Here is a 25847-nt window from a genome sequence, read left to right as displayed (position 1 = left end):
AGGCAGGCATGTTTCGATTAGGGTTCATTATTAATCCGGTCGCCGGGATTGGCGGCGCAGTGGGGCTCAAGGGGAGTGACGGCGTGGTGGATGAGGCGCTTGCTCGTGGTGCCGTGCCCAGAGCACAAGATCGAGCGCGGCAAGCTCTGTTGCCACTGTGCGAGCTGAGCATCCCGTTCGAACTGCTGACGGTGGCGGGAGAGATGGGGGAGGCGGTGGCCCGCGAGCTGGGGTTGCCCTGTCGGGTCATCTATCAACCGGTCGGGGAGAGCACCTCGGCCGATGATACCCGCCACGCCGCCGAGTTGATGCGCGAAGCCGGGGTCGATCTGCTGCTGTTTGCCGGTGGCGATGGCACGGCGCGGGATATCTGCGCCGCGGTGGGGGAGTCTTGCCATGTGCTCGGCATTCCGGCGGGGTGCAAGATCCACTCCGGCGTCTACGGGGTGACGCCCGCTGCCAGCGGGCGGGTGGTAGCGCGGATGATCGCAGGGGAACTGCTCAGCCTGATCGATGCCGAGGTGCGCGACATCGACGAGGAGGCGTTTCGCGTGGGCAAGGTGCGGGCCCGCCACTACGGCCAGCTGAAGGTGCCCGGCGATCTGCGTTACGTACAGGCGGTAAAACAGGGGGGCAAGGAGTCCGAAGAGCTGGTGTTGGCGGATCTCGCAGCCGGTGTGGTGGAGCAGATGGAGCCCGATACCCTCTATCTGATGGGCTCCGGCAGCACGGTGGCAGCCTGTATGGCTGAGCTCGGTCTGGAAAATACTTTGCTCGGTGTGGATCTGGTGGAAAATAGCCGACTTATCGGGCAGGATCTCAGCGCCGCCGAGATCCTGACCCGGATCCGCGGCCGTCGCTGCCGACTGATCATTACCCTGATAGGCGGACAGGGACATCTGTTCGGGCGCGGAAATCAGCAATTGAGTCCTGAGGTGATTCGGTGTGTCGGGCTGGACAATATCCAGGTGCTGGCAACCAAAGCCAAGCTTGCCGCCCTTGCGGGCAGGCCGCTGCTGGTGGACACCGATGATCCGCAATTAAACCGGGCGTTGCGTGGTTATCGGCGAATAACCACGGGATACAAGGATCAGGTCATCTACCCGGTGGCCAACCCGGAATAGGACGCCAAGGACGCTGCTGGCCTGGCGCCAGAGAGCCGCAATCAACCGGATTGCGGTTCCATACCCCCGAATTTTTTGCCGCAAATGAGGCTGCGTTACATGACGATTCACGATTTTGAGCACAAGTTGTTGGGACTGATCGACAGCATGGTTGCCACCGCGACCGACGATGAGCTGTTTGCGGGGGGTTACCTGCGAGGTCATATCTCATTGGCCGTTGCCCGGGCCGAGCTGGAAGGCAAGACCCTGGTGCGGGACGTCAAGAGCTATGTGCTGCGCAGCCTCAACGAGGCGATCTTGCAGGGTGAGCTATCTGAAGAGGATGAAAAACTGGTGCAGGCGATGTGGAGTCGTTTGCAACAAGACGCAGAAGCTTGATCGGATACACAATTCAAACTGAAGTTTGAGTTTATCCTTCCCCTGAAGTTAGTGAAAGGTTAATAATAAGTTTCGCCTTTTGTTTCAGGGATTAAACTATGGCCTCCTCCTCACGCATTGCCAATAAACTGCCGCTCGAGATGCTCTATCACTGGGAGCGGCAGTGTCCTGATCGAACCTACCTGCGTCAAACCATCAACCGCGAATATGTCGATTTCACCTGGGGTGAAGTGGCCGATGAAGCGCGGCGGATGGTGACGGCCTTGCGTCACCTCGGTCTGGTGGCCGGTGACAAGGTGGCGCTGCTCTCCAAGAACTGCGCCCAGTGGTTTATCGCCGATCTGGCGATGCAGATGGGGCAGTATGTGAGCGTGCCCATCTACCCGACTGCCAACGTCGATACCATCGAATATGTGCTGCGCCATAGCGAGGCCAAAGCGATCTTCGTCGGCAAGCTGGATGACTGGAAGAGTCAGGAGGCTGGCGTACCCGCCGATCTGCTGCGCATCGCCTTCCCCTATGACACCATGCCGGCCAGCCACCAGTGGGATGACCTGCTGGAGGCGCACGAGCCGATCCCTGACAGCCCGGTGCAGGCCCCTGACTCCCTGCTGAGTCTGGTCTACACCTCTGGCAGTACCGGCAAGCCGAAAGGGGCCATGCTGAGCGTCGAGCGCTACGCCTGGTCGTGCGAGAAGCTGGTGGAGACGGTGAGCCTGAGCCAGGCCGATCGGGGCTTCTCCTACCTGCCGCTGGCCCATATTACCGAGCGGGTCTACATCTATGGCGGCAGTCTCTATGGCGGCGCTACCATCGCGTTCCCCGAATCCCTCGACACCTTTATCGAAGATGTCAAACGCTGCCGTCCCACCGTCTTTATCTCGGTGCCGCGGCTGTGGGCCATGTTCCGCATCAAGATCCACGAGAAGCTGCCCCAGAACAAACTCGAACTGCTGCTCAAGATCCCGCTTATCTCCGGCCTTATCAAACGCAAGCTGCAAAAGGGGTTGGGACTGGATCAGGCCCGGGTACTCGGCTGCGGCTCCGCGCCTGTCTCCCCTGCGCTGCTTGAGTGGTATCTGAGCATTGGCCTCAAGGTGACGGAAGCCTGGGGCATGACCGAGAACCACGCCTACTCCACCATCAACTACCCGTTCCGCGCCGACAAGATCGGCACCGTCGGCAAGGCGGGGATCGGAGTGACCATCAAGATCTCTGACGAGGGGGAGATCCTCTGCCGCTGCGAAGGGATGATGCTGGGTTACTACAAGGATCCCGAGCACAGCGCCGAGGCCATCGATACCGAGGGGTGGCTCCACACCGGCGATATGGGCAAGCTGGACAAGGAGGGTTATCTCACCATCACCGGCCGGATGAAGGATGTGTTCAAGACCGCCAAGGGCAAGTATGTGGCGCCGGTGCCCATCGAGGGGCAGCTGGGGCAGGAACCCATCATCGAACAGCTCTGCGTGATTGGTTACGGCATGCCGCAGCCCATTGCGCTGGTGCAGCTGGCCGAGAGTGCCATGAAGGGCAATCGGGAGGAGGTCAACGCCAGACTGGAAGCGGCGCGGGTGCGGGTCAACGATCAGCTGGAATCCCATGCCAAAATTCGCGGCATTCTGGTAGTGAAGACACCCTGGAATATCGAGAACGGCGTGCTGACCCCCACCATGAAGATCAAGCGTCACCTGCTGGAGCAAAAATATGCCCATGTCGGGGAGCGCTGGCCCTCATCGCAAGTGGTGGTGTGGGAGGAGTAAATCCCGCATTTTCCACATCGCGACAAACAACAACGGCCCTTGATGGGCCGTTGTTGTGTCTGGGTGTTATCACTCGCAGCATTTTGGCGGGCAAGTGAGAAACTCGCTCCCGGTTAGATCTGCGCCAGCGCGGCTGCCAGATCGGCGATCAGGTCGTCCGCATCTTCCACCCCGATACTGAAGCGGATGAGGTCGTCATTGACCCCGGCGGCGAGGCGGCTCGCCTCGTCCATGGCGGCGTGGGTGGTACTGGCCGGATGGCAGGCAAGACTCTCCAAATCGCCCAGACTCACCGCCTGCACGAACAGCTGCAGGTTATCGAGCAGGGTGGCACAGCGCTCAAACCCGCCTTCAAGTTCAATACTCACCATGCCGCCAAAGCCGCTGGCGAAGGCGCCGAGGGCATCGTGGCCCGGATGATTGGCAAGCCCCGGGTAGATCACCTTCTTCACTGCTGGGTGATCAGCCAGGAACTCGGCCACTTTCTGGGCATTGTGCAGGTGGGCATCCATCCGCAGCGGCAGGGTCTTGACCCCACGCTGCAGCAGGTAAGCCTCCTGCGGGCCGATGGGGGAGCCGATATGCTTGAGGGCCACGGTGCGGATCGACTTCATCAGGGCGTGGGAGCCCGCCACCACCCCGGCGATGATGTCGCCGTGGCCGCCCAGATATTTGGTGCCGCTGTGCATCACTACATCGACCCCGAGTTCCAGCGGACGCAGCAGGTAGGGGGTGAGGAAGGTGTTGTCACATACCGTAATGGCGCCCACCTTGCGGGCCGCTTCCACCACCAGCCGCGGATCCACCACCTTGAGGGTGGGGTTGGTCAGGGTTTCGAACAGTACCACCTTGGTGGCGGGGCGGATATTGGCCAGCAGATCCCGGTCGCTCTCGTAGGCGGTGACCTTGATGCCGGCGCGGCTGAAGGTCTGCTTGAGGAACGCATCAGTGCCGCCGTAGAGCGGGCCGATATAGGCTACCTCATCGCCGCTGTCGGCCAGGGCATACATGATGGCGCTCACTGCCGCCATGCCGCTCGCCACCACCAGCGCTTCATCGGCCCCTTCCAGCGCCGCCAGCTTCTGCTCCAGCTCGGCGGTGGTGGGGTTGCCAAAGCGGCTGTAGATAAAGCCGGGGGCCTGACCTGCAAAGCGCTCCTTGCCCGCTTGGGCGTTGAAGTAGCTGAAGGTGCTGCTCTGGTAGAGCGGGGTGGTGAGGGCACCGGTCTGTGGGTCGATCCGCTGGCCGCTGTGTACGCTCATGGTCTTGAATTTCATCGTGTTGCTCCGTGATGGCCAGGCTCTGGCCATGACTTGTTTTGTTGTTCGTTGCTTGTTGTTTTTGTCAGCGCGGGTATGTGCATGCGGCTTGTGGCTTATGCATATACCCGCCTGCGCATCTTTGCGCTGCTCAGGCCGGTATCGCTTCGCTCTCTGTGCGCGGGAAGCGAGCGGGCTCTAACGGCCCATAGTGACGCGCCGCCACATCTGGGTGGGAGCGCAGCCGCCCTTTCAGCACGTTCTCCCCCACCTGATTAAAGAGCGGGTTGGTTGGGTCACTCTCCGGCCCTTGCGCCTGCGCTGCCAGCGCGGGGGAGAGGCTGAGCAGGGGCACGGTTGCATCGAGCCGCGCCGCCATAAAGAAGGCGCAGGAGAGGCGCGAGACGCCGGGCGGCGGGCTCACCACCCGATGCAGGGTCGCCTTGAGATAGCCGTTGGAGGCCAGCTCAAGCAGCTCGCCGATATTGACCACCAGCGCACCCGGCAGGGGGGGCGCGGAGATCCAGCCGTTGGCCGTCTCGACCTCAAGCCCCGAATGATTGTCCTGCATCACCAGCGTCAGGTAGCCGGGATCCTTGTGGGCGCCGACCCCCTGACTGCTGCCGCCCGCCTCTTGCCCCGGGTAATGAATCAGCTTCATGTGCTGGTAGGGGGCGCCGCGGATGCTGTCGTCAAACACGTTGGCCGGTTGCTCCAGCACCTCGGCAAAAGCGGCCAGCAGGGTGAGGGTGATGTCGCTCAGCCGATCCTGCCACGCCAGCAGATGGGCTTTCATCTCTGGCAGGGCGGTCGGCCACTGGTTGGGGCCGATCAGCCGCTGCCATGGTTCACGGATCAGGGCCGCAGGCAGGGCTTGCGACTCATTCATGATATCGAACTGCTCCCGCAGATCCGGCCGCGCTCGGGTCAGCTCGGCACCGACCCGGTTGTAGCCGCGAAAGTGGGGGCTGTTGACCATCTGCACCGCCAACTTCTCCTGCTCCGGTAGGGCAAAGAAGCGCTCAGCCAGCGCCAGAGTCTCTCGCTGCTCGGTGTCACTCAGGCCATGTCCTGTCAGATAGAAAAAGCCGACGTCGCGGGCGGCCGCGGCCAGCCGGGCCAGCATAGGGCGACGCACCTCGGGTGCCCCGTTGAGGGCAGCCAGATCGATGATCGGCAGTGGTGAATGTTCCATGTGCACCTCCTCACTCTTTCGTTATCTCTGGCGCCATCTCTTCTGCTGCCTCTGGTGCGGGCAGGTCTGATAAGCGGCAAACGGGATGGCGCGACAGTGTGGCGGTATGCGCTGCGGTGTGGCGCCATCTGGAATGAAGGGGATGCTACTGTTCGGTGTTATAAGACGGAAACAACAAATTATTCTTAGTTATATACAAAATTCGAAATGGAATTCGGCACCTGATGGGCTGACGGTTTTTTGCACAGCCATTAAGGGCGGAATGGGAAATGATGGGAGGGAGAGTGATAACCAGAGGCAAGCTGCAACCGGTAAAAAAGATCAAAACAGAAATGGCCAAAACAGAAGGGAGGCGGATGCCTCCCTTCTGGTTGAGCGGTTTTTCACCTGACCGAAAGCACAGGCGAGTGACCGCGTATTCTGGCCTTAACCGCCTGCTGGCTCTCAGTAACCCAGGGTAAAGCGCTGGCGCTGGTGAGCCGGTTTTTCCACCTCGTTCAGCACGCCATCGGCCAGATCACCGGCGGTGATCCCGGCAGGCTGTTCGCCGCTAAAGAGCACCTGATCGCCACCAATCCGATAGCCGCCGCGCTTCTCGCCCGGTTCGAGGAACACCGGGGGAGAGACAAAGCGCCAGTCGAGGGTGGTTTCACGACGCAGGGCGGTGAGACCGTCGCGGGCCGCCAGTGCCCCCTGTTTCCACTCGGCCGGGAACTCCGGGGTATCCACCAGTTGCACGCCGGGGGCAACCTCCAGACTGCCGGCACCACCCACGACCAGCAGCCAGCTGTTGGCCGCTTTGGCTGCTGCGACAATCGCGTTGGCGCCCTTGAGGTATTGGTCGTAGATATCCGGTGTGGTCCAGCCCGGGTTGTAGGCGCTGATCACCCGATCGTGCCCCTTGAGCACCTCGGCCAATGCCTGTGGGTTTTGGGCATCTACCGCCACGGCGGTGACCTGCGGATGGGCGGCCACCTTGCTGACATCGCGGACGATGGCGGTGACGTGATGGCCACGGCTGACGGCCTCGTTCAGGATGGCTGAACCGACAAAACCGCTGGCACCGATCAGGGCAATCTTCATGGGGAACTCTCCTTCACTGTTGGAATGGGGCTATCCTACGCCGCCAGTTATGATTTAATAATCACCTCAAAAATGCATTCACTTGTAAGCTGGATTTAATAATGGAACAGCTCAGACGTTACGCCATCTTCGCCGCTGTTGTGGAAGCGGGCAGCATGACAGGGGCGGCCAAATCCCTTGGCATGACCCCCTCCGCCGTCAGTCAGCATATCAGCCAGCTGGAGAGCCTGCTCGGACTGCCCCTGCTCCATCGCTCCACCCGTCGTCTCAGTCTGACCGAGGCGGGAGAGGTGGTGTGGCAAGGGTGCCGGGCGTTGCAGCAGACCCTGAGCGAGACCGAGTTGCGCCTCTCGGAGGTGCGCGACGCCCTGCTCGGTGAAGTGCGGATCACCGCCCCGGTGGGGATGGCGGGCCAGCCGTTGGCACTGGCCCTCTCGCCGCTGCTGCAGGCCCACCCCGGCCTCACCATCCAGATCATCGCCGACGACGAGAAACGGGATCTGATTGCCGAGCGGATCGACGTGGCATTGCGGGTCGGCACCTTGCCCGACTCGACTCTGGTGGCCCGCAAACTGGGGCAAACCCGGATGCTGCTCTGCGCCGCCCCCGCCTATCTGGCGCGCAAGGGGACGCCGCGCATGCCCGCCGATCTGGCCACCCACGACTGGCTCTGTGGCGACATGCTGGGCAACGGTTTGCTGCTGCAGGATGAAAAGGGGGGCGAACACAGGGTGAGGTTCAAGGCCAAGGTGCTCTGCAATAACGTGTTGCCCTTGCGCCAGTTTGCGCTGGCGGGGCAGGGGATCTCGCTGCAACCGGAGGGAGAAATTGGCGAGGATCTGGCGCAGGGGCGTCTGCTCGAACTGCTGCCCGGTTTTCGGGTGGCACCGATGGAGATCCACGCCATCACGCCGCAGCGGGAGATCCCGGAGAAGGTGCGGCGGGTGGTGGAGGCGCTTCGCAGCTACTTCGGCACGACGATGTCGTCATGAACTGCGCCTTAATGGTTGAGAAAAGGCGCCCGATTATCCTGAAGGGGATTATCCATAAGGCGGTTTGTCCAGAAGAGCGATAGCCCGGATGAGGAGATGGGCATGCTTGACTGTTAAGCATACTTAAAATGAACTGACGGCCCGCACCTGATCTTTGAGCCAATTAAGCCCGGTATCCTGACCGGAGCTCTTGTGCCAACTCATGTAGACGGGGCAATCCTCCGAGAGCCAGGGGAGGGGATAGCTGGCCAGATCCAGTGCCTGCCCCAGCTTCTCCATGTGCCACTGGCTGGCGACGCAAAGCCAGTCGGTACGACTCACCAGATGAAGGGCGGTGAGCAGGGAGTCGCTCTCGTAGGCAATCTGGCGCGGCGGCAGCGGCGCCTTGGTCAGGGTGTTGAGCAGCAAGCTGTCGAGCCGCCTGGTTTGCAATACCACATGCTTTTCGTTGAAGAAGGTGGCCATGTCGGGGGCTTGGCGGATCCTGGGGTGATCCTTGCGGCAGGCGATGCGCAGGGCCTGGGACATGATCTGCTCGTTTTCGATCCCCTGCTCCGCCATCGGCTTGGTGGCCAGCACCAGATCCACGCTGTGCAGATAGAGGCTGTTCTGGCGCAGGGCTTCGTCCTGCACCTGGGTGTTCCACTCCAGCTGACAGTTGGGGGCTTGGGTCTGCAGCAGGTTGTTGAGCTCCGGCAGGAAGAAGATATCGATATCGGGCACCCCCGCGATGCGAAAGGTGCGCCGACTGGTCTGGGGATCAAAGAGATCGGTGCGCTGCAGGCTGCGCTCCATGTCGTGCAGCGGCACCATGATCTCGTGGTGCAGACTGAGCGCTCGCGCCGTGGGGGTGATGCCGCGTCCCTGGCGGACAAACAGCGGCTCGCCCACCAGGGTGGTCAGGCGGCTGATGGCCTGGCTGATGGCCGAGGGGGTCATCTCCATCATCTCGGCGGCCGTGGTGACACCACCATAGAGGATCACCGCATCGAGGACGCGAAAGAGATTGAGATCGACTTGAGACATGGTGGCTACCGTTAAGCAAGATTAAACAGTTAACATACTGAACAGCCTCTTGCCCGGCCAGCATTCCCTGCGATAACTGTGATGTTTCCCTCTCTATTCGTCATCTTCCATCTTGCCGCGAATGCGATCGAGCCTGTTTTGCAGTCATGCTTGAGTCCGGCAGGTGGCTCGCGGCATAGAGCAGCGCGACCAGCAGCAAGCCGCCCAGAAAGAGCCAGCGAGCGCTTCCCCAATGGCCGTTGTCCGTCATCAGGGCCGCCAGCAACAGGGGGCCAAGCAGCTGACCGAGGTTGGCGAGCTGGACAAAAAATCCCTGCACGATGGCCAGTTGTACCGGCCCCTGACTCACTCCCTGCGCAGACGAGAGGATAGCCGGCGGCGCCATACCACCCGACAGGGAGAGGACGAGGCACAATCCATAGGCCCACCACGGCGACAGGCCGGGCCAGAAGGCGAGCATGCCGCACAGCGCCATCAGACTCAGTGCCCAGCAGATGAGCCGATCTCGCGCCACGCCCCGGCGCAGCAGCCATGCCCCCATCAGGTTGCCGGGAATATTGGCGACCACCGCCAGCGCCGAAAGCAGGGCGATCTGGTTTTGGCCAATCCCGGGGCTGCCTTGCAACATGGTCGGCAGCCAGACAAAGAGCGCCCAGAGCATCAGGCTGTAGAGCATGAACGCCAACCCGTAGCGCCAGAGTGTCAGTTGTCGGAGTACCGTGAGTTGGCGCAGCGGGTGGCCCGAGTTGATCGAGTTTTGGGGTGCCCAGACCCGCAGCCCATCTGCCGAGCGACTGGCGAGCAGAAGCAGCAGGACAGAGAGTTGCGGGATCATCAGGATCAGCCAGGCCAGTCGCCAGCCACCTTGCGCCGTGAGCCAGGGGGTGAGCAGCATACCCGCCGCCGCCCCGAGAGGCAGGTTGACCGCCCACAGGCTCAAGGCCAGCCGTTTATCCTCCTCCCGGGTCACCGCCACGATAAAGGCGGGCATGGCCACCGAGATCAGCAAAAAGCCAATCCCCTCGACAATGCGCGACAGCAGCATCATGGCCAGCCCGGTGGCGGGTAGTGCCAACGCACCGCCTGTGACGATAACCAGTAGCCCGACAACCCCGGTTTGCCGTCCACTCCAGCGAGTCAGCAGCAGGCCGAGAAAGAGGCTGAAGAGGATCGCCAGCGTATTGAAAGCTGAGGCGAGATAGCTGGCTTCGACCAGTGTCAGCCCCAGCTCGCTGCGCAGTATGCCGAGTACGGCGGGCACTTTGCCAAGGCAGAGGGCGCCGCTGGCACCGGCAAAAATGGCGAGGAAGACCAGAGGCCAGCGCGTGCTTTGTGGCTGGTGGCCAGCGAGCGTGCTCATGGCCGATATTGGCCGTTGCGCAGCCACTCATCGTTGAGCTGACCAAATTCGCCGCGCTGATAGGCATGCAGCCGATCTGCAATGGCGTCGTGGCTGTTCATGACGAAGGGGCCATGTTTGACCAGGGGTTCATTGAGCGCCTGGCCTGAGAGCAGCACGAAGTGGCAGGGCTCGGTGGCCTCAAGCTGCAGAGCCACAGCCTCGCCGCCATCGGCAGAGAGGCTGACACCCATCCCGTGACCTGCCGGGATGAGGTGCCGCTCTCCCTCCGCCTGCAGGGTCAGCGATCCGGTCAGGGAATAGATCATGGCATTCCAGCCTGCCGCCAGCAGATGGGTGAAGCGGCTGCCGGGCGCGCAATGGCCATCGAGCAGGGTAAAGGGTTGGGGCAGTTTTACCGAGTGTGGTGCCGTTATCCCGTTGCTGTGGCCTGCGACCACCCGTACTCGCACCCCTTCGCCATGAAATTCGGGGATGGTGGCAGCGGCTGCGTGGACGGCAAAAGGCGACATCATCTTTTGACGGGCAGGCAGGTTGACGAAGATCTGCAGGGCGTGGACATAGGGCGATGCCCCTTCCGGCTGCTCGGTATGTACGGCCCCGCGCCCGGCCGCCAGCCAGTGGAGCGCCCCCGGTTCGATGGGGCCCTGATTGCCGAGGGAGTCGTAGTTGACGTGGGGGCTCGTCGAGTCCTCGAACAGATAGGTGACGGCAGAGATCCCGGCGTGGGGATGGGGCTCGAAGGTGGGGGCTGTCATCTGGAAGTGATCCACCATCACCACGGGGTCTATCAGACCGTTGAAAAAGTGTTCGCCAAAATGGCTGGCTGCAAAGCCGCTGCCAATGCGTAGCGGTTGGCCCTTGACGGGGGCGGAGAGAGTCAGGCGTCTGGTCATCGATATAACCTCTTGAAGACAAAAGAAGCCTTCGGTCATCTGACCGAAGGCGAGGCGAGTTACGACTTCTTGGCACCCTCTTGCATCTGCCACACCAGGGTGGCGAAAGGCATGTCGAGGGCGCTGTAGACATCGTGCGCCTTGGGGTCGACGTTGCTGCGCAGCATCTCGACCGCGGCAGAGGCGTAGTCGGTGACCGGGATACCGGCCCCCAGCAAGCGTTGCAGCCCAGTGGTGCGCTTGGCTTCGTTGAAGGTGCCGGAGGCATCAAGCACCACCCGGGCATCATAGCCGGCAGCCTTGGCTGAGAGGGCCGGGAAGCTGGCGCAGATCTCGAGCGATACCCCGGCGATGATCAGCTGTTTGCGGCCGGTCTTCTCAATGGCGGCGCGCACGGCAGGATCGTCCCAGGCGTTAATGACGGTGCGGTTGATCACCTTCACATCCGGCAGGGCGCTGGTCAGTTCAGGCATGGTGGGGCCCCACATGCCATCGGGCATGGTCGCGGTCACGATCACCGGCACGCCGAGGGCGCGGGCGGCGTTGGCCAGCGCCACCACGTTGTGCTTGAGCTCGCCCACCGTGGTGTCGCGTACGCCGCTCAGCAAGCCGACCTGATGGTCGACCAGCAGCAGTACTGCATTGTCTCGGGAGAGCATCTCCAGATAGCGGTTGGGTGATACGGTCGGATGGCTGGCAGCCTCGGCGGCCATGGCCGGTGTCGCTGTGGTGGCCAGCGTGGCGGTCAGGGTCGCCAGACCGAGCAGGGTGGCAGAGCAGATTTGTCGCAGTTTCATGGTGAACTCCTTGTGATATCGGAACAGTCAAACGGACCTTGCTGGTGGGGCGGATTGCCCGTGCAGCAACCGTCTGATGGGGACAGGGCCATTATGATGGCTGCAAAAATGGCGACAATCTGGTGAAATAGGTTCTTATCGTTCTATTGGTGGAACGATGTGAATGCACCTCACCCTGACCAAGGCAGCCCGATGACACCACTGGAACTTGATTTGAATGATCTCTATCTCTTCACCCATGTGGTGCAGCGACAGGGATTCACTGCAGCCGCGCGGGCGCTTGGCGTGCCCAAGTCGCGGATCTCGCGCCGGATCCGGCTGCTGGAGGAGCGGCTGGATACCCGGCTGCTGCAACGTACCTCGCGCCAACTCAGCCTGACCGATGCCGGTGAGGTGCTCTATCGCCACTGTCAGGCGATGCTGGCCGAAGCGCAGGCCGGAGAGGCGGCTGTGCGGCAACGGCAGCAGGAGCCGAGCGGTCTGGTGCGCATCAGCGTGCCCATTACCATTGCCGATGCGCTGCTTGCCCGCTTGCTGCCCGCTTTTATGGCGCAATACCCCAAGGTGAGGCTCGCCGTGCAAGCCAGCAATCGGCAGGTGGATCTGCTGGAGGAGGGGCTGGATGTGGTGATCCGCGGGGTGGCCTTCGAGCTGCCCCCCTCCAGTCTGGTGCAGGTACCGCTCTGCACGGTGCAGTGGGGTGTGCTGGCGACCCCGGCGTGGCTCTCGCGCCACAATGCGCTGGCGCATCCACGGCAGCTGGAAGGAGAGGATGCCCTACTTTTCAGCTCGCTGGAGCGTCAGGCCGATCTGCTGCGGCTGCGGCACGACAGTGGGGAGAGTGAGGAGGTGGCGGTCAATGTGCTGCTGCGCAGCGACAATGTGCAAACCCTCAAACAGGCGGCGCTGGCGGGGCTCGGGATGGTGGGCTTGCCACTTTACGCCTGCGTGAGTGAGTTGGCGGATGGGCGGCTGCAACAACTGCTGCCCGAGTGGCGTCCCAAAGATGGCAAGCTGGTGATGCTCTATCCCGTGCGGCGCGGTCTGTCACCGGCGGTCAGGGCCCTCATCGACTTTATCAAGGTGCAGTTGCCTGCACTGCTGGCAGAGGTCGGTCAGCCACGCTGAGGAGGGCTATCCCTCCATCTTGCGGCGAATGCGCTCGAACAGGCTCTGCAGGCAGGCTTGATCCCGATCGGCGGCCCGCACCGCGCCGTACATATGGCGACGAATACCGCTGCCGAGGGGACGGGCGCAGAGCATCCCCTGTCTGACAAACTCCTCGCTGGCCCAGCGCGGCAAGGCGGCGACCCCGAGCCCTGCGGCGGCCATCTGCAGCATCACAGAAGTGTTGTCCACCGGCTTGCAGCGGGCGGGCTCCACCCCGGCGGGTTGCAAAAAGCGGCTGAAGATATCCATGCGGCTGCGCTCTACCGGATAGACCAGCAGCACCTCCGGCCCCAGATCGCCCGGCTCGATGTGGCTCCGGTGGCAGAGGGGGTGATCCGGCGCCATCACCAGAGTCAGATCGAAGGCAAACAGTGGCTCGAAGTGGAGATCGCCGCGGGCCTGCACGTCCGAGGTGAGCAGCAGGTCGAGCTGGCCGCCGAGCAGGGCATTGATGGCATCAAAGCCCGGTACCGACTCCACCTCCAGATCCACCCCAGGCCACTGGCGGCGAAAATCGGGCAACAGCGGCAGTAGCCACTGGATGCAGCTGTGGCAATCGAGCGCCAGATGCAGCCTGCCCGCATCGCCGCTCTGCAAGGCCTGCAACTGCTTCTCGGTCTGGGCCAGGGCGGGCAGTACCTGACGGGCGAGGGCGAGCAGCTGGCTGCCGGCGGCGGTCAGCACCAGCGGGCGGCTTTTGCGCAGGTAGAGCTCCAGATTGAGGCGGGTCTCCAGCTCTTTGAGCTGATGAGAGAGGGCGGACTGGGTAAGGTTGAGGGTCAGCGCCGCACCGGCCAGCGAGCCCTGCTCGGCCAGCGCGGTCAATGTTTTCAAGTGTTTGATCTCTATCCCTGCATTGCTTGGCACTGCCATAAGATGGCTCCTTGTGAGATTGCGTATGGCGCTGAGGTTGCGGCCGGCGCGGCCTGACCTTTAGCCTCAGCCTCAGCCTCCTGCCGTCTTGCTGCTGCGCTTCTTGACACATGCAAGAACGGGCCTCTGTATCCTCGCGTTTAACCTGTTCGGCGGTCAGTTGAGGATTATTTGAGAGCCAGTTGAAGAGGATTCAATAGCCAGCGTCACCTTATCTTGTCATTTTGGATGTGTAAACATCTGGATGGCTAAATCATCCAGTTCCCATCAGATGAATGAGCATAAGGAAATGAACCTATGACACGAGCACACACCCTGGGCTTCCCCCGTATCGGCGCCAAGCGCGAGCTGAAATTTGCCCTCGAATCCTACTGGCGTGGCGAGACCACTCAGGCCGAACTCGTTGCCGTGGGCAAGACGCTGCGTGAGCGCCACTGGCAGGCCCAGCACGGCGCCGGGGTCAATCTGCTGCCGGTGGGGGACTTTGCTTGGTACGATCAGGTGCTCGGCACCAGCCTGCTGGTAGATGCAGTGCCTGCCCGCCACCGCCATGGCGAGACCGACCTCGACACCCTGTTCCGGGTCGCCCGCGGCCGTGCGCCGACCGGCCCGGCGGCGGCGGCCGCCGAGATGACCAAATGGTTCAATACCAACTACCACTATCTGGTGCCGGAATTTAGCCGTGACCAGCGCTTCAAGCTGGGCTGGAGCCAGCTGTTTGACGAGGTAGAAGAGGCCAAAGCACTGGGGCTGCCGGTCAAGGCGGTACTGCTGGGGCCGGTCTCTTATCTGTGGCTTGGCAAGGAGAAAGAGAGCGGCTTCTCCCGCCTTGAACTGCTCGATCGCCTGCTCATCGTCTATCAGGAGATCCTGGCCAAACTGGCCGCCCAAGGGGTGGAGTGGGTACAGATCGATGAACCTGCGCTGACGCTGGACTTGCCGGAAGAGTGGCGGCTGGCCTACCTCAACGCTTACGAGCGCCTCGCGGGCCCTTGCAAGCTGCTGCTCACCACCTATTTCGGTTCGGTGGCTCATCAGCGCGACATTATCACCAGCCTCAAGGTAGATGGCCTGCATCTGGATCTGGTGGCTGCCCCCGAGCAGTTGGAGACCCTGGTGCCGCATCTGCCCGCCCAGTGGGTCATCTCAGCAGGGGTGATCAACGGCCGCAACGTCTGGCGTGCCAATCTGGCCAAGCTGGCGCCGACACTGAAGGCACTGAAAACCAAACTCGGCGAGCGGCTCTGGGTGGCCTCATCCTGCTCATTGCTGCATAGCCCGGTGGATTTGACCCTGGAGCAGGAGCTGGATCCCCAGACCCGCAGCTGGTTCGCCTTTGCCTTGCAAAAATGTTTCGAGTTGGGACTGCTCAGAGAGTATCTGGATGGGGGCGAACTCGACAAAATCACTGCCTACAGCCAGCCCATCGTCGATCGGGAGTCCGACAGCCGGGTGCACAAAAAAGCGGTGCAGTCACGGCTCGCCAGCCTCACCAACAGCGATTTTGATCGCCACAGCCCCTATCCGGTCAGGGCAGAGCTGCAGCGCTCGGATCTCAAGCTGCCGCTGCTGCCCACCACCACCATCGGCTCCTTCCCGCAGACCTCGCAGATCCGGGTATTGCGGCAGGATTGGCGCGCCGGTCGCATCGATGACAGTGCCTACGAGGCGGGCATTAAGGCCGAGATCCGCGATGCCATCGCGCGTCAGGAGGCCATCGGGTTGGACGTGCTGGTTCATGGTGAGGCCGAGCGCAACGACATGGTGGAGTATTTCGGTGAACTGCTGGATGGCTTTGCCATCACCCGCTTCGGCTGGGTACAGAGCTATGGCTCCCGCTGCGTCAAGCCGCCGGTGATCACCCGCGACATCGATCGCCCGACTCCCATGACGCTCGAATGGACCCGATTTGCCCAGAGCCTGACCGACAAGCCGGTCAAGGGGATGCTGACCGGCCCTGTGACCATCCTCTGCTGGTCCTTCCCGCGGGAAGATGTGAGCCGCGAGCAATCTGCCCTGCAAATCGGGCTGGCCATTCGTGACGAGGTGGCAGATCTGGAAGCCGCTGGCATCAAGATCATCCAGATCGACGAACCGGCGATCCGCGAAGGCTTGCCCCTGCGCAAGCAAGATCATCAGGCTTATCTCGATTGGGCAGTGCGCGCCTTCCGTCTGAGCGCCAGCCCGGTGGCGGACAGCACACAGATCCACACCCACATGTGCTACAGCGACTTCAACCTCATCATTGAGGCGGTGGCGGCGCTGGATGCGGACGTGATCACCATCGAGACCAGCCGCAGCCAGATGCAGCTGCTCGAAGCGTTCGAGCGCTTCAACTACCCCAACGAGATTGGCCCGGGCGTCTACGACATCCACTCGCCGAACGTGCCGAGCCAGAGCTGGATTGAGGGGCTGCTGCGCAAGGCCGCCAAACAGATCCCGGCAGAGCGGCTCTGGGTCAACCCGGATTGCGGCCTCAAGACCCGCGGCTGGGAAGAGACAGAAGCCGCCCTCAAGGTGATGGTCGATGCCACCAGGGCGCTGCGCGCCGAGCTGGCGTGATCAGAAGGTCGTGACCGCCATCGATAAGGTGGCGTAATGAAAAACGAACGAGAGAGGGGAAGCCACTGCTTCCCCTCTCTTTTTCCGTTGGCCACTTTTTCCACTGGATCCTGAACCTTGCCGCAGCCCGCTTTGCACTAGGCTCAGAGGTGGCAGAAGTGGATGGAGTCGCGGCCATGAGAGTCAGTCTGGGGAGTGCAATCTTGTGGGGATTGTTGATGTGGCAGAGTGTCTGGGCGGCGCCAGCGGCCGAGTTGAAGCTGGTCTACTTTGACGACTTTGCCCCATATTCGTGGCGTGACGAACAGGGCAAGATGCGCGGGCTGATGATCGACGTGATGGAGCGGGTGGCAGCGCAGATGGGGCTGCGGGTGCGCCATGAAGGTTATCCGTGGCAACGGGCGCAAAAAATGGTGCGGATGGCGCAGGCCGATGGCTTTGTCACCATCGCAACCCGGGAGCGGCGCAGCTATACCTTGGTTGTGGAAGAGCCGGTCACTACCACTGTGCTAACCATTTTTACCCAGCGCGCCCATCCCCGAATGGCGGAATTTCAGCGAGCCAGCAGCTTGAGCGATTTCAAATCGCTTACCTTTCTCGACTATTTCGGTAACGGCTGGGGCAAGGAGAACCTGGCGGGTTTCACCGTTCATCACACCATCAATGTCGATAATGTCTTCAAAATGCTGGCGGCGGGTCGGGGGGATCTGATGGTGACCGACCCACTGGTGGCACGCTTCAAACTCAACCAGCTGGGTCTCTCCGGGTTGGTGGTCGAGGTGCCGCTGCAGCTTGCCTCTACCCCGTTCAATCTCTGCATCGGCAAGCACTCCCGCTTCAATACCCGGATAACCGAGTTCAACCGTGCCCTGCAACAGCTGCGACAAAGCGGCGAGTTGGCGCGTATCGTCGAACGCTATCGTTGATGCGCGGCCGCCATCTGCTGTTTGCCAACGGCGTGTCTATCTTGGCGTCATATCAGAAATGGTTGCCCAGAAGGCGTCGATCAAGGGCCCCTTGCTGTGGGGCGGACGGATAAGGCCAATGGTCCAGCAGGCTTCCCCGTCTCTCAAGGGGAGGGTGAGCACATCCGGGTGCTCGATGGTGGTGGAGGAGGGGACCAGGGTCCAGGCGATCTCTGCCGCCGCGGTGGCAACACCGGCGGCGAAGTCGTTGACGTACTGGATATCGCGAAAACGCAGCCCGCTCTGGGCCAGATAGTTCATCAGGTGATCGTAAAAGGACGGGGCCTTGTCCCGACGGAGGATCGCCAGCGGCTTGTCCACCAGATCCGCCAACTCCCTCACATCGCGGTAGCTGGCGGGCAGTACGGCGACAAAGTGGGCTTCGACCACCGGCAGGGCGTGCCACCCCTTGGGGGCGGGCAGGCGGCAAAAACCGAGATCCAGCTTGCCTTCACTGAGCGCCAGTAGCTGGTGGTGGGTGGAGAGATCGTTGAGCTCGATGGTCACTTGCGGCCGCTCGGCGCGAAAGCGGGCGATGGCGGCGGGCACCAGGATCTTGGTGGCCACGCCAAAGCCGATGCGCAGGGTGCCGACATTGCCCGCCAGCACGTCGCGGGCGGTGCGCGAGAGCTGCTCGCTCTGGATGACCACAGCGCGGGCATCCTCATACAGCGCCCTGCCCAGTCCGGTGAGGCGAGTGGTACTGGCGTTGCGCTCGAACAGCTCGCCGCCCAGCTCCTCCTCAAGCCGCCTTATCTGTTTGCTCAGGGCCGACTGGGTAACATGCTGACGTACCGCTGCTTGGCCGAAGTGCAGCACTTCCCCCAGAGTGACGAAAGCTTTCAGATCCCGTAGCTCCATCAGGGCTCCTTTCATTCCTGTTGGGAATGTTGAGTGGTCAAATTTGTCATTGGACGGAATTTTAGAAGTGATGGATGCTTATGCCAATTCATTTCGGATGCCCCGGCACGGGGGCGCCGAGTTATCAGAGATGGCTGACACCATCAGCGCAGAAGGAGCAACACCAGATGCATCACCACAAGTTCAACGACTTCCCGAGCGATTTTCTGTGGGGCGCCGCCTCCGCCGCCTATCAGGTGGAGGGAGGCTGGAATGCCGATGGCAAGGGGCCCTCGGTGTGGGATCTCTTCACCAAGCTGCCGGGCAAGACCTTTGAGGGGAGCAACGGCGATGTGGCGGTGGATCACTACCACCGCATGGAAGAGGACGTGGCGCTGATGGCCGAGATGGGGCTCAAGGCTTACCGCTTCTCGGTGAGCTGGCCGCGCATCTATCCCACCGGTCGGGGGGAGGTGAACGAGGCGGGGCTGGCCTTCTACGAGAAGCTGATCGACACCCTCTTGGCCCACCAGATCGAACCGGTGCTGACCCTTTATCACTGGGATCTGCCGCAGGCGCTGCAGGATGAGTACGGCGGCTGGGAAGACCGACGCATTATCGAGGATTTCGAGCGCTACTGCGTGACCCTCTATCAGCGTTTTGCCGGCAAGGTGAAGTACTGGGTCTCTCTCAACGAGCAGAACTACAACCTGACCAACGCCTATCAGCTCGGCACCCATCCGCCCGCTGTGCAGGATCGCAAGCGCTTCTTTGCCGCCAACCATATCGCCTTTCTGGCCAACGCCCGGGTGATCAAGGCGTTTCGCCAGCATGTGCCAAATGGCCTCATCGGCCCGAGCTTTGCCTACTCCCCTGCCTATCCGGCGTCGTGCGACCCGAAAGATATGCTGGCCTACGAGAACGCCGAGGAGTTCAACAACCTCTGGTGGCTGGATGCCTACTGCTTTGGCCGCTATCCGCAGGCGGCGCTCGCTTACTTGCGGGAAAACGGCGAGGCGCCGGAGATCCTGCCGGGCGATATGGAGTTGCTGCGCGAGGGGACGCCCGACTACATTGGCGTCAACTACTACTACACCCTGACCTACACAGATAACCCCTTGGGCGGTCAGACCCTGCAGCGGATCAACACCACCGGCAAGAAAGGCACTACGCCATCGAGCGGCATCCCCGGCCTCTACAAGACTGCGCCCAATCCGCACCTTGAGACCAGCAACTGGGATTGGGCCATCGACCCGACCGGTATGCGCATCGCACTGCGTCGCCTCTCTTCCCGTTATGGTCTGCCGCTGATGATCACCGAGAACGGCCTTGGCGAGTTCGACAAGCTGGAGGCGGGCGACAAGGTGAACGATGCGTACCGCATCGATTACCTGCGCAGCCACGTCAAGGCGTGCCAGGAGGCGATGCAGGATGGGGTGGAATTGCTCGGCTACTGCGCCTGGTCGTTCACCGACATCCTGAGCTGGCTCAACGGCTACCAGAAGCGTTACGGCTTCGTCTATGTGGAGCGTGACGAGCAGGGGGGCTCCCTTCGCCGGATCAAGAAAGCGAGCTTCCACTGGTACAGCCAGGTGATTGCGAGCCAGGGCAAGCAGCTCTGACGGTTTATCGCGTCGCGTAACCAGCGGGCCCGGGCAATCTCCGGGCCCGCGCTGTTTGTGGCGGGGGAGAGGGGACAAGCCGGTTTCTCAACGTGCGACTCATCCCTGTTTGCTGATTTTTGTCCTGCCAAAGCCGCCGACCCCTGCTATTATCTGCGGCCGAACATGAGCCAATAAAAATCAGGATATCGTGATGACTGACCACACTTTTATTCCCGGCAAGGACGCGGCGCTGGAAGACTCCATCGAACGCTTCCAGACCAAGCTGCAAGCCTTGGGCTTTGATATTGAAGAGGCCTCCTGGCTCAACCCCGTGCCGAACGTATGGTCGGTGCATATTCGCGACAAAGAGTGCGCCCTCTGCTTTACCAACGGCAAGGGTGCCAGCAAGAAGGCCGCCCTCGCGTCTGCCCTTGGCGAATATTTCGAGCGTCTCTCCACCAACTACTTCTTCGCCGACTTCTATCTGGGCGAGCAGGTCGCCAAGGGCGATTTCGTTCACTACCCGAACGAGAAGTGGTTCCCCATCGAGGGTGACCAGTTCCCGGCCGGTCTGCTCGACAGCTTCACCCGCAAGTTCTACAACCCGGACGGTGAAGTGACCGCCGACATGCTGGTGGATCTGCAGTCAAACAACGAGGAGCGCGGTATCGTCGCCCTGCCGTTCGAGCGTCAGTCCGATCACGAGACCGTCTACATCCCGATGAACATCATCGGCAACCTCTATGTCTCCAACGGCATGAGCGCTGGCAACACCAAGACCGAAGCGCGCACCCAGGCGCTCTCCGAGGTGTTCGAGCGCCACGTGAAAAACAAGATCATCGCCGAGGCCATCAGCTTGCCGCTGATCCCGGACGAGGTGATTGCCCGTTATCCGGGGATTGCCGCCTCCATCGCCGCCCTCGAAGCGGAAGGCTTCCCCATTTACAGCTTCGATGCTTCCCTCGGTGGCCGCTATCCGGTCATCTGTGTGGTGCTGCTCAACCCGAGCAACGGTACCTGCTTTGCCTCCTTCGGCGCCCACCCGCGCTTCGAAGTGGCCTTCGAGCGGACCGTCACCGAGTTGCTGCAGGGCCGCGGTCTCAAGGATCTCGACGTGTTTGTGCCGCCGTCATTCGACAACGAGCAGGTAGCGGATCACCACAACCTCGAGACCCACTTCATCGACTCTTCTGGCCTCATCAGCTGGGATCTGTTCAAGCAGGATGCGGACTTCGAGTTTGCCGACTGGGACTTCCGCGGTACCTCGCAGGAGGAGTTCGATCACCTGATCGGCATCTTCCATGAGCTGGAGCAGCCGGTCTATATCGCCGACTACGAGCATCTGGGTGTCTACGCCTGCCGCATTCTGGTGCCCGGCATGTCCGACATCTATCCGGCCGAAGATCTGCTGCTGGCCAACAACAACATGGGCGCCAACCTGCGCGAAGTGATCCTAGCACTGCCATCACTGGATTGGGATGCCGAGCAGTACATGGCGTTGTTTGATCAACTGGATGAAGAGGGGCACGACGAGCGTACCCGTGTACGCGAGCTGCTGGGCATCGCCGCTGCCAAGGGGACCGCGCTGCACACCCTGCGCGTTGGCGAGCTGAAAGCCATGCTGGCGCTGGCCGCCGGTGAGCTGGAGACCGCACTGGATCTCATCGACTGGACCATGGAGTTCAACCAGTCGGTGTTTACTGCCGAGCGTGCCAGCTACTACCGCGCCCTGCGTGCCTGCGTCGAGTTGTTCCTCGACGAGGAGCGGGATCCGGAGCAGTATCGCGCCGTCTTCACTCGCATGTATGGTGAAGAGACGCTGGCACAGGCATGGGCCAACGCCACTGGCGAAGCACGCTTCCACGGGCTGGAGGCGGCCGATCTGTCGCTCTCCCAGTTCCCACTGCACCAGAAGCTGCTGGCGGCCTACGAGAAGCTGCAGAAGGCCAAGCGAGCCCATCACTGGGCGTGATCGTTGCTGTAAAGGAAGGGGCCGTGTGGCCCCTTCTGTTTATCGTGCGGCAAGGCACGGGATAGTTATTCAAAGATGAAATAAAAAACAAAAAATACCCCTAAGGGGGTTGATGGCAGGGCAGGGGATGTGCTGTCGATCTGCAAAGATATCTTGCCAATACCATATTTCCATGATTGAAAATAAATTCTTTAAAATCATTGCATTAAAAATGTGATATTTCTGTTTCAGCTGATACCTGGTGTAAAGTGGCGTAGCCATCGCACTAAAATATTTGTAGTAAAATTACATTCGCACTCTGATAAACTTGATCAATGTCAATTTTGGCTATTTGGCCCTTTGTTATGATTTCAACAGGCAAAACATTCAGGTAGAAAATAATTGAAAGCTGAATCTCCATTCGATTGTCTCAAGCCCGAAGCCATCGCTGCACTGGCTGAAGACATCACCTATGCCAAGGCTACCAAGCCGGCATACAAGGTCATTCCACTGGCCATTACCGCAGGCGCTTTCATCGCCATCGCATTTATCTTCTACATCACAGTGACGACCGGAACCGGTTCCATGCCTTGGGGTATGGCCAAGCTGGTTGGCGGTCTCTGCTTCTCTCTCGGACTTATTCTCTGTGTGCTGCTCGGTGCCGAGCTGTTCACCTCCACCACCCTGACACTGGTGGCCAAGGCTGCCAATCGCATCAGCTGGGCTCAGCTGCTCAAGAATTGGGGTCTGGTCTACTTCGGTAACCTGATTGGCGGTCTGCTGATGGTGGCGCTGATCATCGTTTCTGCCGAGTACACGGCAGCAGACGGTCAGTGGGGCCTTAACGCCCTCAAAGTGGCCCAACACAAAATTCACCACACCTTCTTCGAAGCGGTGGCGCTGGGTATCCTCTGTAACCTGATGGTATGTCTTGCTGCATGGATGGCCTTTGGTGCCCGCAGCGCGACTGACAAGGTAGTGGTTATGCTGCTGCCGGTTGCCATGTTCGTTGCCTCAGGTTTCGAGCACAGCATCGCAAACATGTTTATGATTCCGGTTGGTATCGCTATCCACAGCGTGGCTAGTCCGGAATTTTGGCAGGCCATCGGCCAGGATCCGGCAACCTTTGCTGACCTGACCGTATCCAACTTCGTCCTACACAACCTCATCCCCGTGACCATCGGCAATATCATCGGTGGTGGCGTGATGGTTGGTCTGACTTACTGGTTTATCTTCCGTCGTCATCATTAAGGATGATTGCGGGATACTACATCAATACCGTGTGAGGTAATGAAAAATGGCAGAACTTAACGAACAGTTCCAAAAAGCATGGGAAGGCTTCGCGGCCGGTGAATGGCAGACCTCTGTCAACACCCGTGACTTCATCCAGAAGAACTACACCCCGTATGAAGGTGACGAGTCCTTCCTGGCTGGCGCGACCGAAGCGACCACCAAGCTGTGGGACAAGGTCATGGAAGGGATCAAAATCGAAAACCGCACTCATGCGCCGGTTGATTTTGATACTGACCTGCCCTCCACCATTACCGCACACGATGCCGGTTATATCGATCAGAGCCTGGAGCAGATCGTTGGTCTGCAGACTGACAAGCCGCTGAAGCGCGCCATCATCGCCAACGGCGGTATCAAGATGGTTAAAACTTCTTGCGAAGTGTACGGTCGTCAACTGGACCCGATGGTCGAGAAGATCTTCACCGAATACCGCAAGACTCACAACCAGGGCGTGTTTGACGTTTACACCAAAGACATCCTGAACTGCCGCAAGTCTGGTGTTATCACCGGTCTGCCGGATGCCTACGGCCGTGGCCGTATCATCGGTGACTACCGTCGTGTTGCTCTGTACGGTGTTGACTTCCTGATGGCCGACAAACTGGCCCAGTTCAAGTCCCTGCAAGCTGACCTGGAAAACGGCGTCAACCTGGAAGCCACCATCCGTCTGCGCGAAGAGATCTCCGAGCAGCACCGTGCCCTGGCACAGATGAAGGTGATGGCTGCCAAGTACGGTTGCGATATCTCCGTACCGGCCAAGAACGCCAAAGAAGCCGTACAGTGGACCTACTTCGCCTACCTGGCGGCAGTCAAGTCCCAGAACGGTGCTGCCATGTCCTTCGGTCGTACCTCCAGCTTCCTGGATATCTACATCGAGCGTGACCTGCAGAAAGGCCTGATCACCGAGCAAGAAGCCCAGGAGCTGATGGACCACATGGTCATGAAGCTGCGTATGGTTCGCTTCCTGCGTACTCCGGAATACGATTCACTGTTCTCCGGCGACCCGATGTGGGCGACCGAGACCCTGGCTGGTATGGGCGTTGATGGCCGTACTCTGGTCACCAAGAACAGCTTCCGTATGCTGAACACCCTGTACACCATGGGCCCGTCCCCTGAGCCGAACCTGACCATCCTGTGGTCCGAGAAGCTGCCGGTCGGTTTCAAGAAGTACTGTGCCAAGGTATCCATCGAGACCTCTTCCGTTCAGTACGAGAACGACGATCTGATGCGTCCGGATTTCAACAACGATGACTACGCCATCGCTTGCTGTGTATCCCCGATGATCGTTGGCAAGCAGATGCAGTTCTTCGGTGCTCGTGCCAACCTGGCCAAGACCATGCTGTATGCAATCAACGGTGGTATGGACGAGAAGCTCAAGATCCAGGTCGGTCCGAAAACCGAGATGGTCAAGTCCGAGTACCTCGACTACAACGACGTAATGGATCGTCTGGACCACTTCATGGATTGGCTGGCCAAGCAATACGTTGCTGCGCTGAACATCATCCACTACATGCACGACAAGTACAGCTACGAAGCCTCTCTGATGGCGCTGCACGACCGTGACGTATATCGCACCATGGCGTGTGGTATCGCTGGTCTGTCTGTAGCCGCTGACTCCCTGTCTGCCATCAAGTACGCCAAGGTCAAGCCGATTCGTGACGAAGATGGCGTTGCCATCGACTTCGAAATCGAAGGCGAATACCCGCAGTTCGGTAACAACGACGCTCGCGTCGATGATATCGCCTGTGACCTGGTTGAGCGCTTCATGAAGAAGATTCAGAAGCTGAACACCTACCGTGGTGCTGTTGCTACCCAGTCTGTTCTGACCATCACCTCCAACGTGGTATATGGCAAGAAGACCGGTAACACCCCGGATGGCCGTCGTGCTGGTGCTCCGTTCGGCCCGGGTGCCAACCCGATGCACGGTCGTGACCAGAAGGGTGCTGTTGCTTCCCTGACTTCCGTAGCCAAGCTGCCGTTCGCTTACGCTAAAGATGGTATCTCCTATACCTTCTCCATCGTTCCGAACGCACTGGGTAAAGATATGGAAGCCCAGAAAGCCAACCTGGCTGGCCTGATGGACGGTTACTTCCACCACGAATCCAACGTAGAGGGTGGTCAGCACCTGAACGTTAACGTGATGAACCGTGAAATGCTGCTGGACGCCATGGAAAACCCGGAGAAATATCCGCAGTTGACCATCCGCGTATCCGGTTATGCCGTTCGCTTCAACTCTTTGACCAAAGAGCAACAGCAAGACGTCATCACCCGTACCTTCACTGCTTCTCTGTAATCGAGACATAGTGAGCAAAAACCGGCGCCAAGGCGCCGGTTTTTTTATGCGTGCGATTCAGGGGGAGTAATCATCCCCTGTGAATCGCCCCCAGTTCCATCGCAACCACAACAGTTGTTACTGGGGATTTGAAGAGGATCAAGGGGAGGGGCTCACTAGGATTGACCTAGGCCCCGTCTGTAATGCGATTATGCTTTATTCGCGCTCTAAGGGGATAGGCGGTTGCTCTGCCTGCCATTGCATCAGTGTTGCTATGGCTCGTGGAACAGCTGAGCAGGTTTAAGGGGTGAACAGAGGCGCCATCGCGGGTATCAAGCAATACCCATAAGCCTGTGACTATGGAATCATTCTTTGCCTCTGCCTCTGCCTCTGCCTCTGCCTCTGCCTCTGCCTCTGCCTCTGCCTCTGCCTCTGCCTCTGCCTCTGCCT

Annotated in this window: 21 protein-coding genes; 12 read left to right on the top strand and 9 right to left on the bottom strand. The window is 60.5% G+C overall.

Features of this window, described 5'->3' with window-relative positions; translation table 11 throughout:
- Positions 1–8 precede the first annotated feature (8 nt).
- From G5193_RS19635 to G5193_RS19625, 3 genes are all read left to right on the top strand, one after another.
- On the top strand, positions 9–1124 hold the full coding sequence (locus G5193_RS19635) for an ATP-NAD kinase family protein (RefSeq protein WP_265783860.1): 1116 nt from the start codon (positions 9–11) through the stop codon (positions 1122–1124).
- Between the two features lie 99 nt (positions 1125–1223).
- The gene (locus G5193_RS19630) at positions 1224–1502 is read left to right on the top strand and encodes a YfcL family protein (protein ID WP_005333639.1); all 279 of its coding nucleotides are present in this window, start codon (positions 1224–1226) and stop codon (positions 1500–1502) included.
- 98 nt (positions 1503–1600) lie between these two features.
- Positions 1601–3265 carry an AMP-binding protein gene (locus tag G5193_RS19625; protein WP_265783859.1) on the top strand — a complete coding sequence of 555 codons (1665 nt, stop codon included), beginning with the start codon at positions 1601–1603 and terminating at the stop codon, positions 3263–3265.
- Between the two features lie 113 nt (positions 3266–3378).
- Here the strand turns inward: G5193_RS19625 and G5193_RS19620 are convergent, their stop codons facing one another.
- Positions 3379–4542: a trans-sulfuration enzyme family protein gene (locus G5193_RS19620; RefSeq protein ID WP_421207009.1), complete on the bottom strand. Its 1164-nt coding sequence runs from the start codon at positions 4540–4542 to the stop codon at positions 3379–3381.
- Positions 4543–4675: 133 nt separating this feature from the next.
- Complete coding sequence (locus tag G5193_RS19615) at positions 4676–5719, bottom strand: isopenicillin N synthase family dioxygenase (RefSeq protein WP_421207007.1); 1044 nt, start codon at positions 5717–5719, stop codon at positions 4676–4678.
- Between the two features lie 142 nt (positions 5720–5861).
- Here G5193_RS19615 and G5193_RS19610 point away from each other — a divergent pair, with 142 nt between their 5' ends.
- Positions 5862–6110, top strand: coding sequence for a hypothetical protein (locus tag G5193_RS19610; protein WP_368176813.1), 249 nt, complete (start codon positions 5862–5864; stop codon positions 6108–6110).
- 53 nt (positions 6111–6163) lie between these two features.
- Here the strand turns inward: G5193_RS19610 and G5193_RS19605 are convergent, their stop codons facing one another.
- On the bottom strand, positions 6164–6802 hold the full coding sequence (locus G5193_RS19605) for an NAD(P)-dependent oxidoreductase (protein ID WP_005352606.1): 639 nt from the start codon (positions 6800–6802) through the stop codon (positions 6164–6166).
- Positions 6803–6903: 101 nt separating this feature from the next.
- Here G5193_RS19605 and G5193_RS19600 point away from each other — a divergent pair, with 101 nt between their 5' ends.
- The gene (locus G5193_RS19600) at positions 6904–7794 is read left to right on the top strand and encodes a LysR family transcriptional regulator (RefSeq protein WP_005333634.1); all 891 of its coding nucleotides are present in this window, start codon (positions 6904–6906) and stop codon (positions 7792–7794) included.
- Between the two features lie 123 nt (positions 7795–7917).
- On the opposite strand, the gene G5193_RS19595 is transcribed toward G5193_RS19600, so the two are convergent.
- The 4 genes from G5193_RS19595 to G5193_RS19580 form a co-directional block, all read right to left on the bottom strand.
- Entirely contained in the window at positions 7918–8820 is a 903-nt protein-coding gene (locus G5193_RS19595) for a LysR family transcriptional regulator (RefSeq protein ID WP_421207004.1), read from the bottom strand.
- A 100-nt stretch (positions 8821–8920) separates the two neighbouring features.
- Entirely contained in the window at positions 8921–10180 is a 1260-nt protein-coding gene (locus G5193_RS19590) for a CynX/NimT family MFS transporter (protein WP_421207002.1), read from the bottom strand.
- Positions 10177–11076, bottom strand: a complete 900-nt coding sequence (locus G5193_RS19585; RefSeq protein WP_236292588.1) for a pirin family protein — start codon at positions 11074–11076, stop codon at positions 10177–10179. Before G5193_RS19585 ends, G5193_RS19590 begins: the two co-directional genes overlap by 4 nt.
- 59 nt (positions 11077–11135) lie before the next feature.
- Positions 11136–11873, bottom strand: coding sequence for an isochorismatase family protein (locus G5193_RS19580; protein ID WP_041210334.1), 738 nt, complete (start codon positions 11871–11873; stop codon positions 11136–11138).
- Between the two features lie 192 nt (positions 11874–12065).
- Between G5193_RS19580 and G5193_RS19575 the strand changes: the two genes are divergently transcribed.
- Entirely contained in the window at positions 12066–13001 is a 936-nt protein-coding gene (locus G5193_RS19575) for a LysR substrate-binding domain-containing protein (RefSeq protein WP_421206999.1), read from the top strand.
- Between the two features lie 6 nt (positions 13002–13007).
- On the opposite strand, the gene G5193_RS19570 is transcribed toward G5193_RS19575, so the two are convergent.
- Positions 13008–13916, bottom strand: coding sequence for a LysR substrate-binding domain-containing protein (locus G5193_RS19570; RefSeq protein ID WP_421206998.1), 909 nt, complete (start codon positions 13914–13916; stop codon positions 13008–13010).
- A 297-nt stretch (positions 13917–14213) separates the two neighbouring features.
- On the opposite strand from G5193_RS19570, the gene metE reads away from it, so the two are divergent.
- Both metE and G5193_RS19560 read left to right on the top strand, forming a co-directional pair.
- Entirely contained in the window at positions 14214–16478 is a 2265-nt protein-coding gene (metE, locus tag G5193_RS19565) for a 5-methyltetrahydropteroyltriglutamate--homocysteine S-methyltransferase (protein WP_421206997.1), read from the top strand.
- Positions 16479–16654: 176 nt separating this feature from the next.
- A complete protein-coding gene (locus G5193_RS19560) occupies positions 16655–17404 on the top strand; it encodes a substrate-binding periplasmic protein (protein ID WP_421206995.1) in 750 nt (249 codons plus the stop codon).
- 36 nt (positions 17405–17440) lie between these two features.
- Here G5193_RS19560 and G5193_RS19555 read toward each other — a convergent pair whose 3' ends face one another.
- On the bottom strand, positions 17441–18304 hold the full coding sequence (locus G5193_RS19555) for a LysR family transcriptional regulator (protein WP_139459526.1): 864 nt from the start codon (positions 18302–18304) through the stop codon (positions 17441–17443).
- Between the two features lie 167 nt (positions 18305–18471).
- Between G5193_RS19555 and G5193_RS19550 the strand changes: the two genes are divergently transcribed.
- From G5193_RS19550 to pflB, 4 genes are all read left to right on the top strand, one after another.
- Entirely contained in the window at positions 18472–19905 is a 1434-nt protein-coding gene (locus tag G5193_RS19550) for a glycoside hydrolase family 1 protein (protein WP_064337774.1), read from the top strand.
- A gap of 193 nt (positions 19906–20098) precedes the next feature.
- Positions 20099–21859, top strand: a complete 1761-nt coding sequence (gene ycaO, locus G5193_RS19545; protein WP_158113418.1) for a 30S ribosomal protein S12 methylthiotransferase accessory factor YcaO — start codon at positions 20099–20101, stop codon at positions 21857–21859.
- A 381-nt stretch (positions 21860–22240) separates the two neighbouring features.
- On the top strand, positions 22241–23089 hold the full coding sequence (gene focA, locus G5193_RS19540; RefSeq protein ID WP_005333620.1) for a formate transporter FocA: 849 nt from the start codon (positions 22241–22243) through the stop codon (positions 23087–23089).
- A 46-nt stretch (positions 23090–23135) separates the two neighbouring features.
- Positions 23136–25418 carry a formate C-acetyltransferase gene (gene pflB, locus G5193_RS19535; protein WP_005352571.1) on the top strand — a complete coding sequence of 761 codons (2283 nt, stop codon included), beginning with the start codon at positions 23136–23138 and terminating at the stop codon, positions 25416–25418.
- Positions 25419–25847 lie beyond the last annotated feature (429 nt).

Origin of the sequence: Aeromonas sp. 601027 (assembly GCF_049174455.1) — a bacterium.
GTDB lineage: Bacteria > Pseudomonadota > Gammaproteobacteria > Enterobacterales > Aeromonadaceae > Aeromonas > Aeromonas veronii_A.
This window is presented reverse-complemented; position numbering and strand designations above follow the sequence as displayed.

Excerpts from the sequence above, each read along its gene's own strand:
- metE (WP_421206997.1), top strand. The coding sequence starts at position 14,214 with ATGACACGAGCACACACCCTGGGCTTCCCCCGTATCGGCGCCAAGCGC.
- G5193_RS19600 (WP_005333634.1), top strand. The coding sequence starts at position 6,904 with ATGGAACAGCTCAGACGTTACGCCATCTTCGCCGCTGTTGTGGAAGCG.
- G5193_RS19620 (WP_421207009.1), bottom strand. The coding sequence starts at position 4,542 with ATGAAATTCAAGACCATGAGCGTACACAGCGGCCAGCGGATCGACCCA.
- ycaO (WP_158113418.1), top strand. The coding sequence starts at position 20,099 with ATGACTGACCACACTTTTATTCCCGGCAAGGACGCGGCGCTGGAAGAC.
- G5193_RS19635 (WP_265783860.1), top strand. The coding sequence starts at position 9 with ATGTTTCGATTAGGGTTCATTATTAATCCGGTCGCCGGGATTGGCGGC.
- G5193_RS19575 (WP_421206999.1), top strand. The coding sequence starts at position 12,066 with ATGACACCACTGGAACTTGATTTGAATGATCTCTATCTCTTCACCCAT.
- G5193_RS19580 (WP_041210334.1), bottom strand. The coding sequence starts at position 11,873 with ATGAAACTGCGACAAATCTGCTCTGCCACCCTGCTCGGTCTGGCGACC.
- G5193_RS19615 (WP_421207007.1), bottom strand. The coding sequence starts at position 5,719 with ATGGAACATTCACCACTGCCGATCATCGATCTGGCTGCCCTCAACGGG.
- G5193_RS19605 (WP_005352606.1), bottom strand. The coding sequence starts at position 6,802 with ATGAAGATTGCCCTGATCGGTGCCAGCGGTTTTGTCGGTTCAGCCATC.
- G5193_RS19625 (WP_265783859.1), top strand. The coding sequence starts at position 1,601 with ATGGCCTCCTCCTCACGCATTGCCAATAAACTGCCGCTCGAGATGCTC.
- G5193_RS19585 (WP_236292588.1), bottom strand. The coding sequence starts at position 11,076 with ATGACCAGACGCCTGACTCTCTCCGCCCCCGTCAAGGGCCAACCGCTA.
- G5193_RS19610 (WP_368176813.1), top strand. The coding sequence starts at position 5,862 with ATGCTACTGTTCGGTGTTATAAGACGGAAACAACAAATTATTCTTAGT.
- G5193_RS19630 (WP_005333639.1), top strand. The coding sequence starts at position 1,224 with ATGACGATTCACGATTTTGAGCACAAGTTGTTGGGACTGATCGACAGC.
- G5193_RS19570 (WP_421206998.1), bottom strand. The coding sequence starts at position 13,916 with ATGGCAGTGCCAAGCAATGCAGGGATAGAGATCAAACACTTGAAAACA.
- pflB (WP_005352571.1), top strand. The coding sequence starts at position 23,136 with ATGGCAGAACTTAACGAACAGTTCCAAAAAGCATGGGAAGGCTTCGCG.
- G5193_RS19550 (WP_064337774.1), top strand. The coding sequence starts at position 18,472 with ATGCATCACCACAAGTTCAACGACTTCCCGAGCGATTTTCTGTGGGGC.
- G5193_RS19555 (WP_139459526.1), bottom strand. The coding sequence starts at position 18,304 with ATGGAGCTACGGGATCTGAAAGCTTTCGTCACTCTGGGGGAAGTGCTG.
- G5193_RS19595 (WP_421207004.1), bottom strand. The coding sequence starts at position 8,820 with ATGTCTCAAGTCGATCTCAATCTCTTTCGCGTCCTCGATGCGGTGATC.
- G5193_RS19560 (WP_421206995.1), top strand. The coding sequence starts at position 16,655 with ATGAGAGTCAGTCTGGGGAGTGCAATCTTGTGGGGATTGTTGATGTGG.
- G5193_RS19590 (WP_421207002.1), bottom strand. The coding sequence starts at position 10,180 with ATGAGCACGCTCGCTGGCCACCAGCCACAAAGCACGCGCTGGCCTCTG.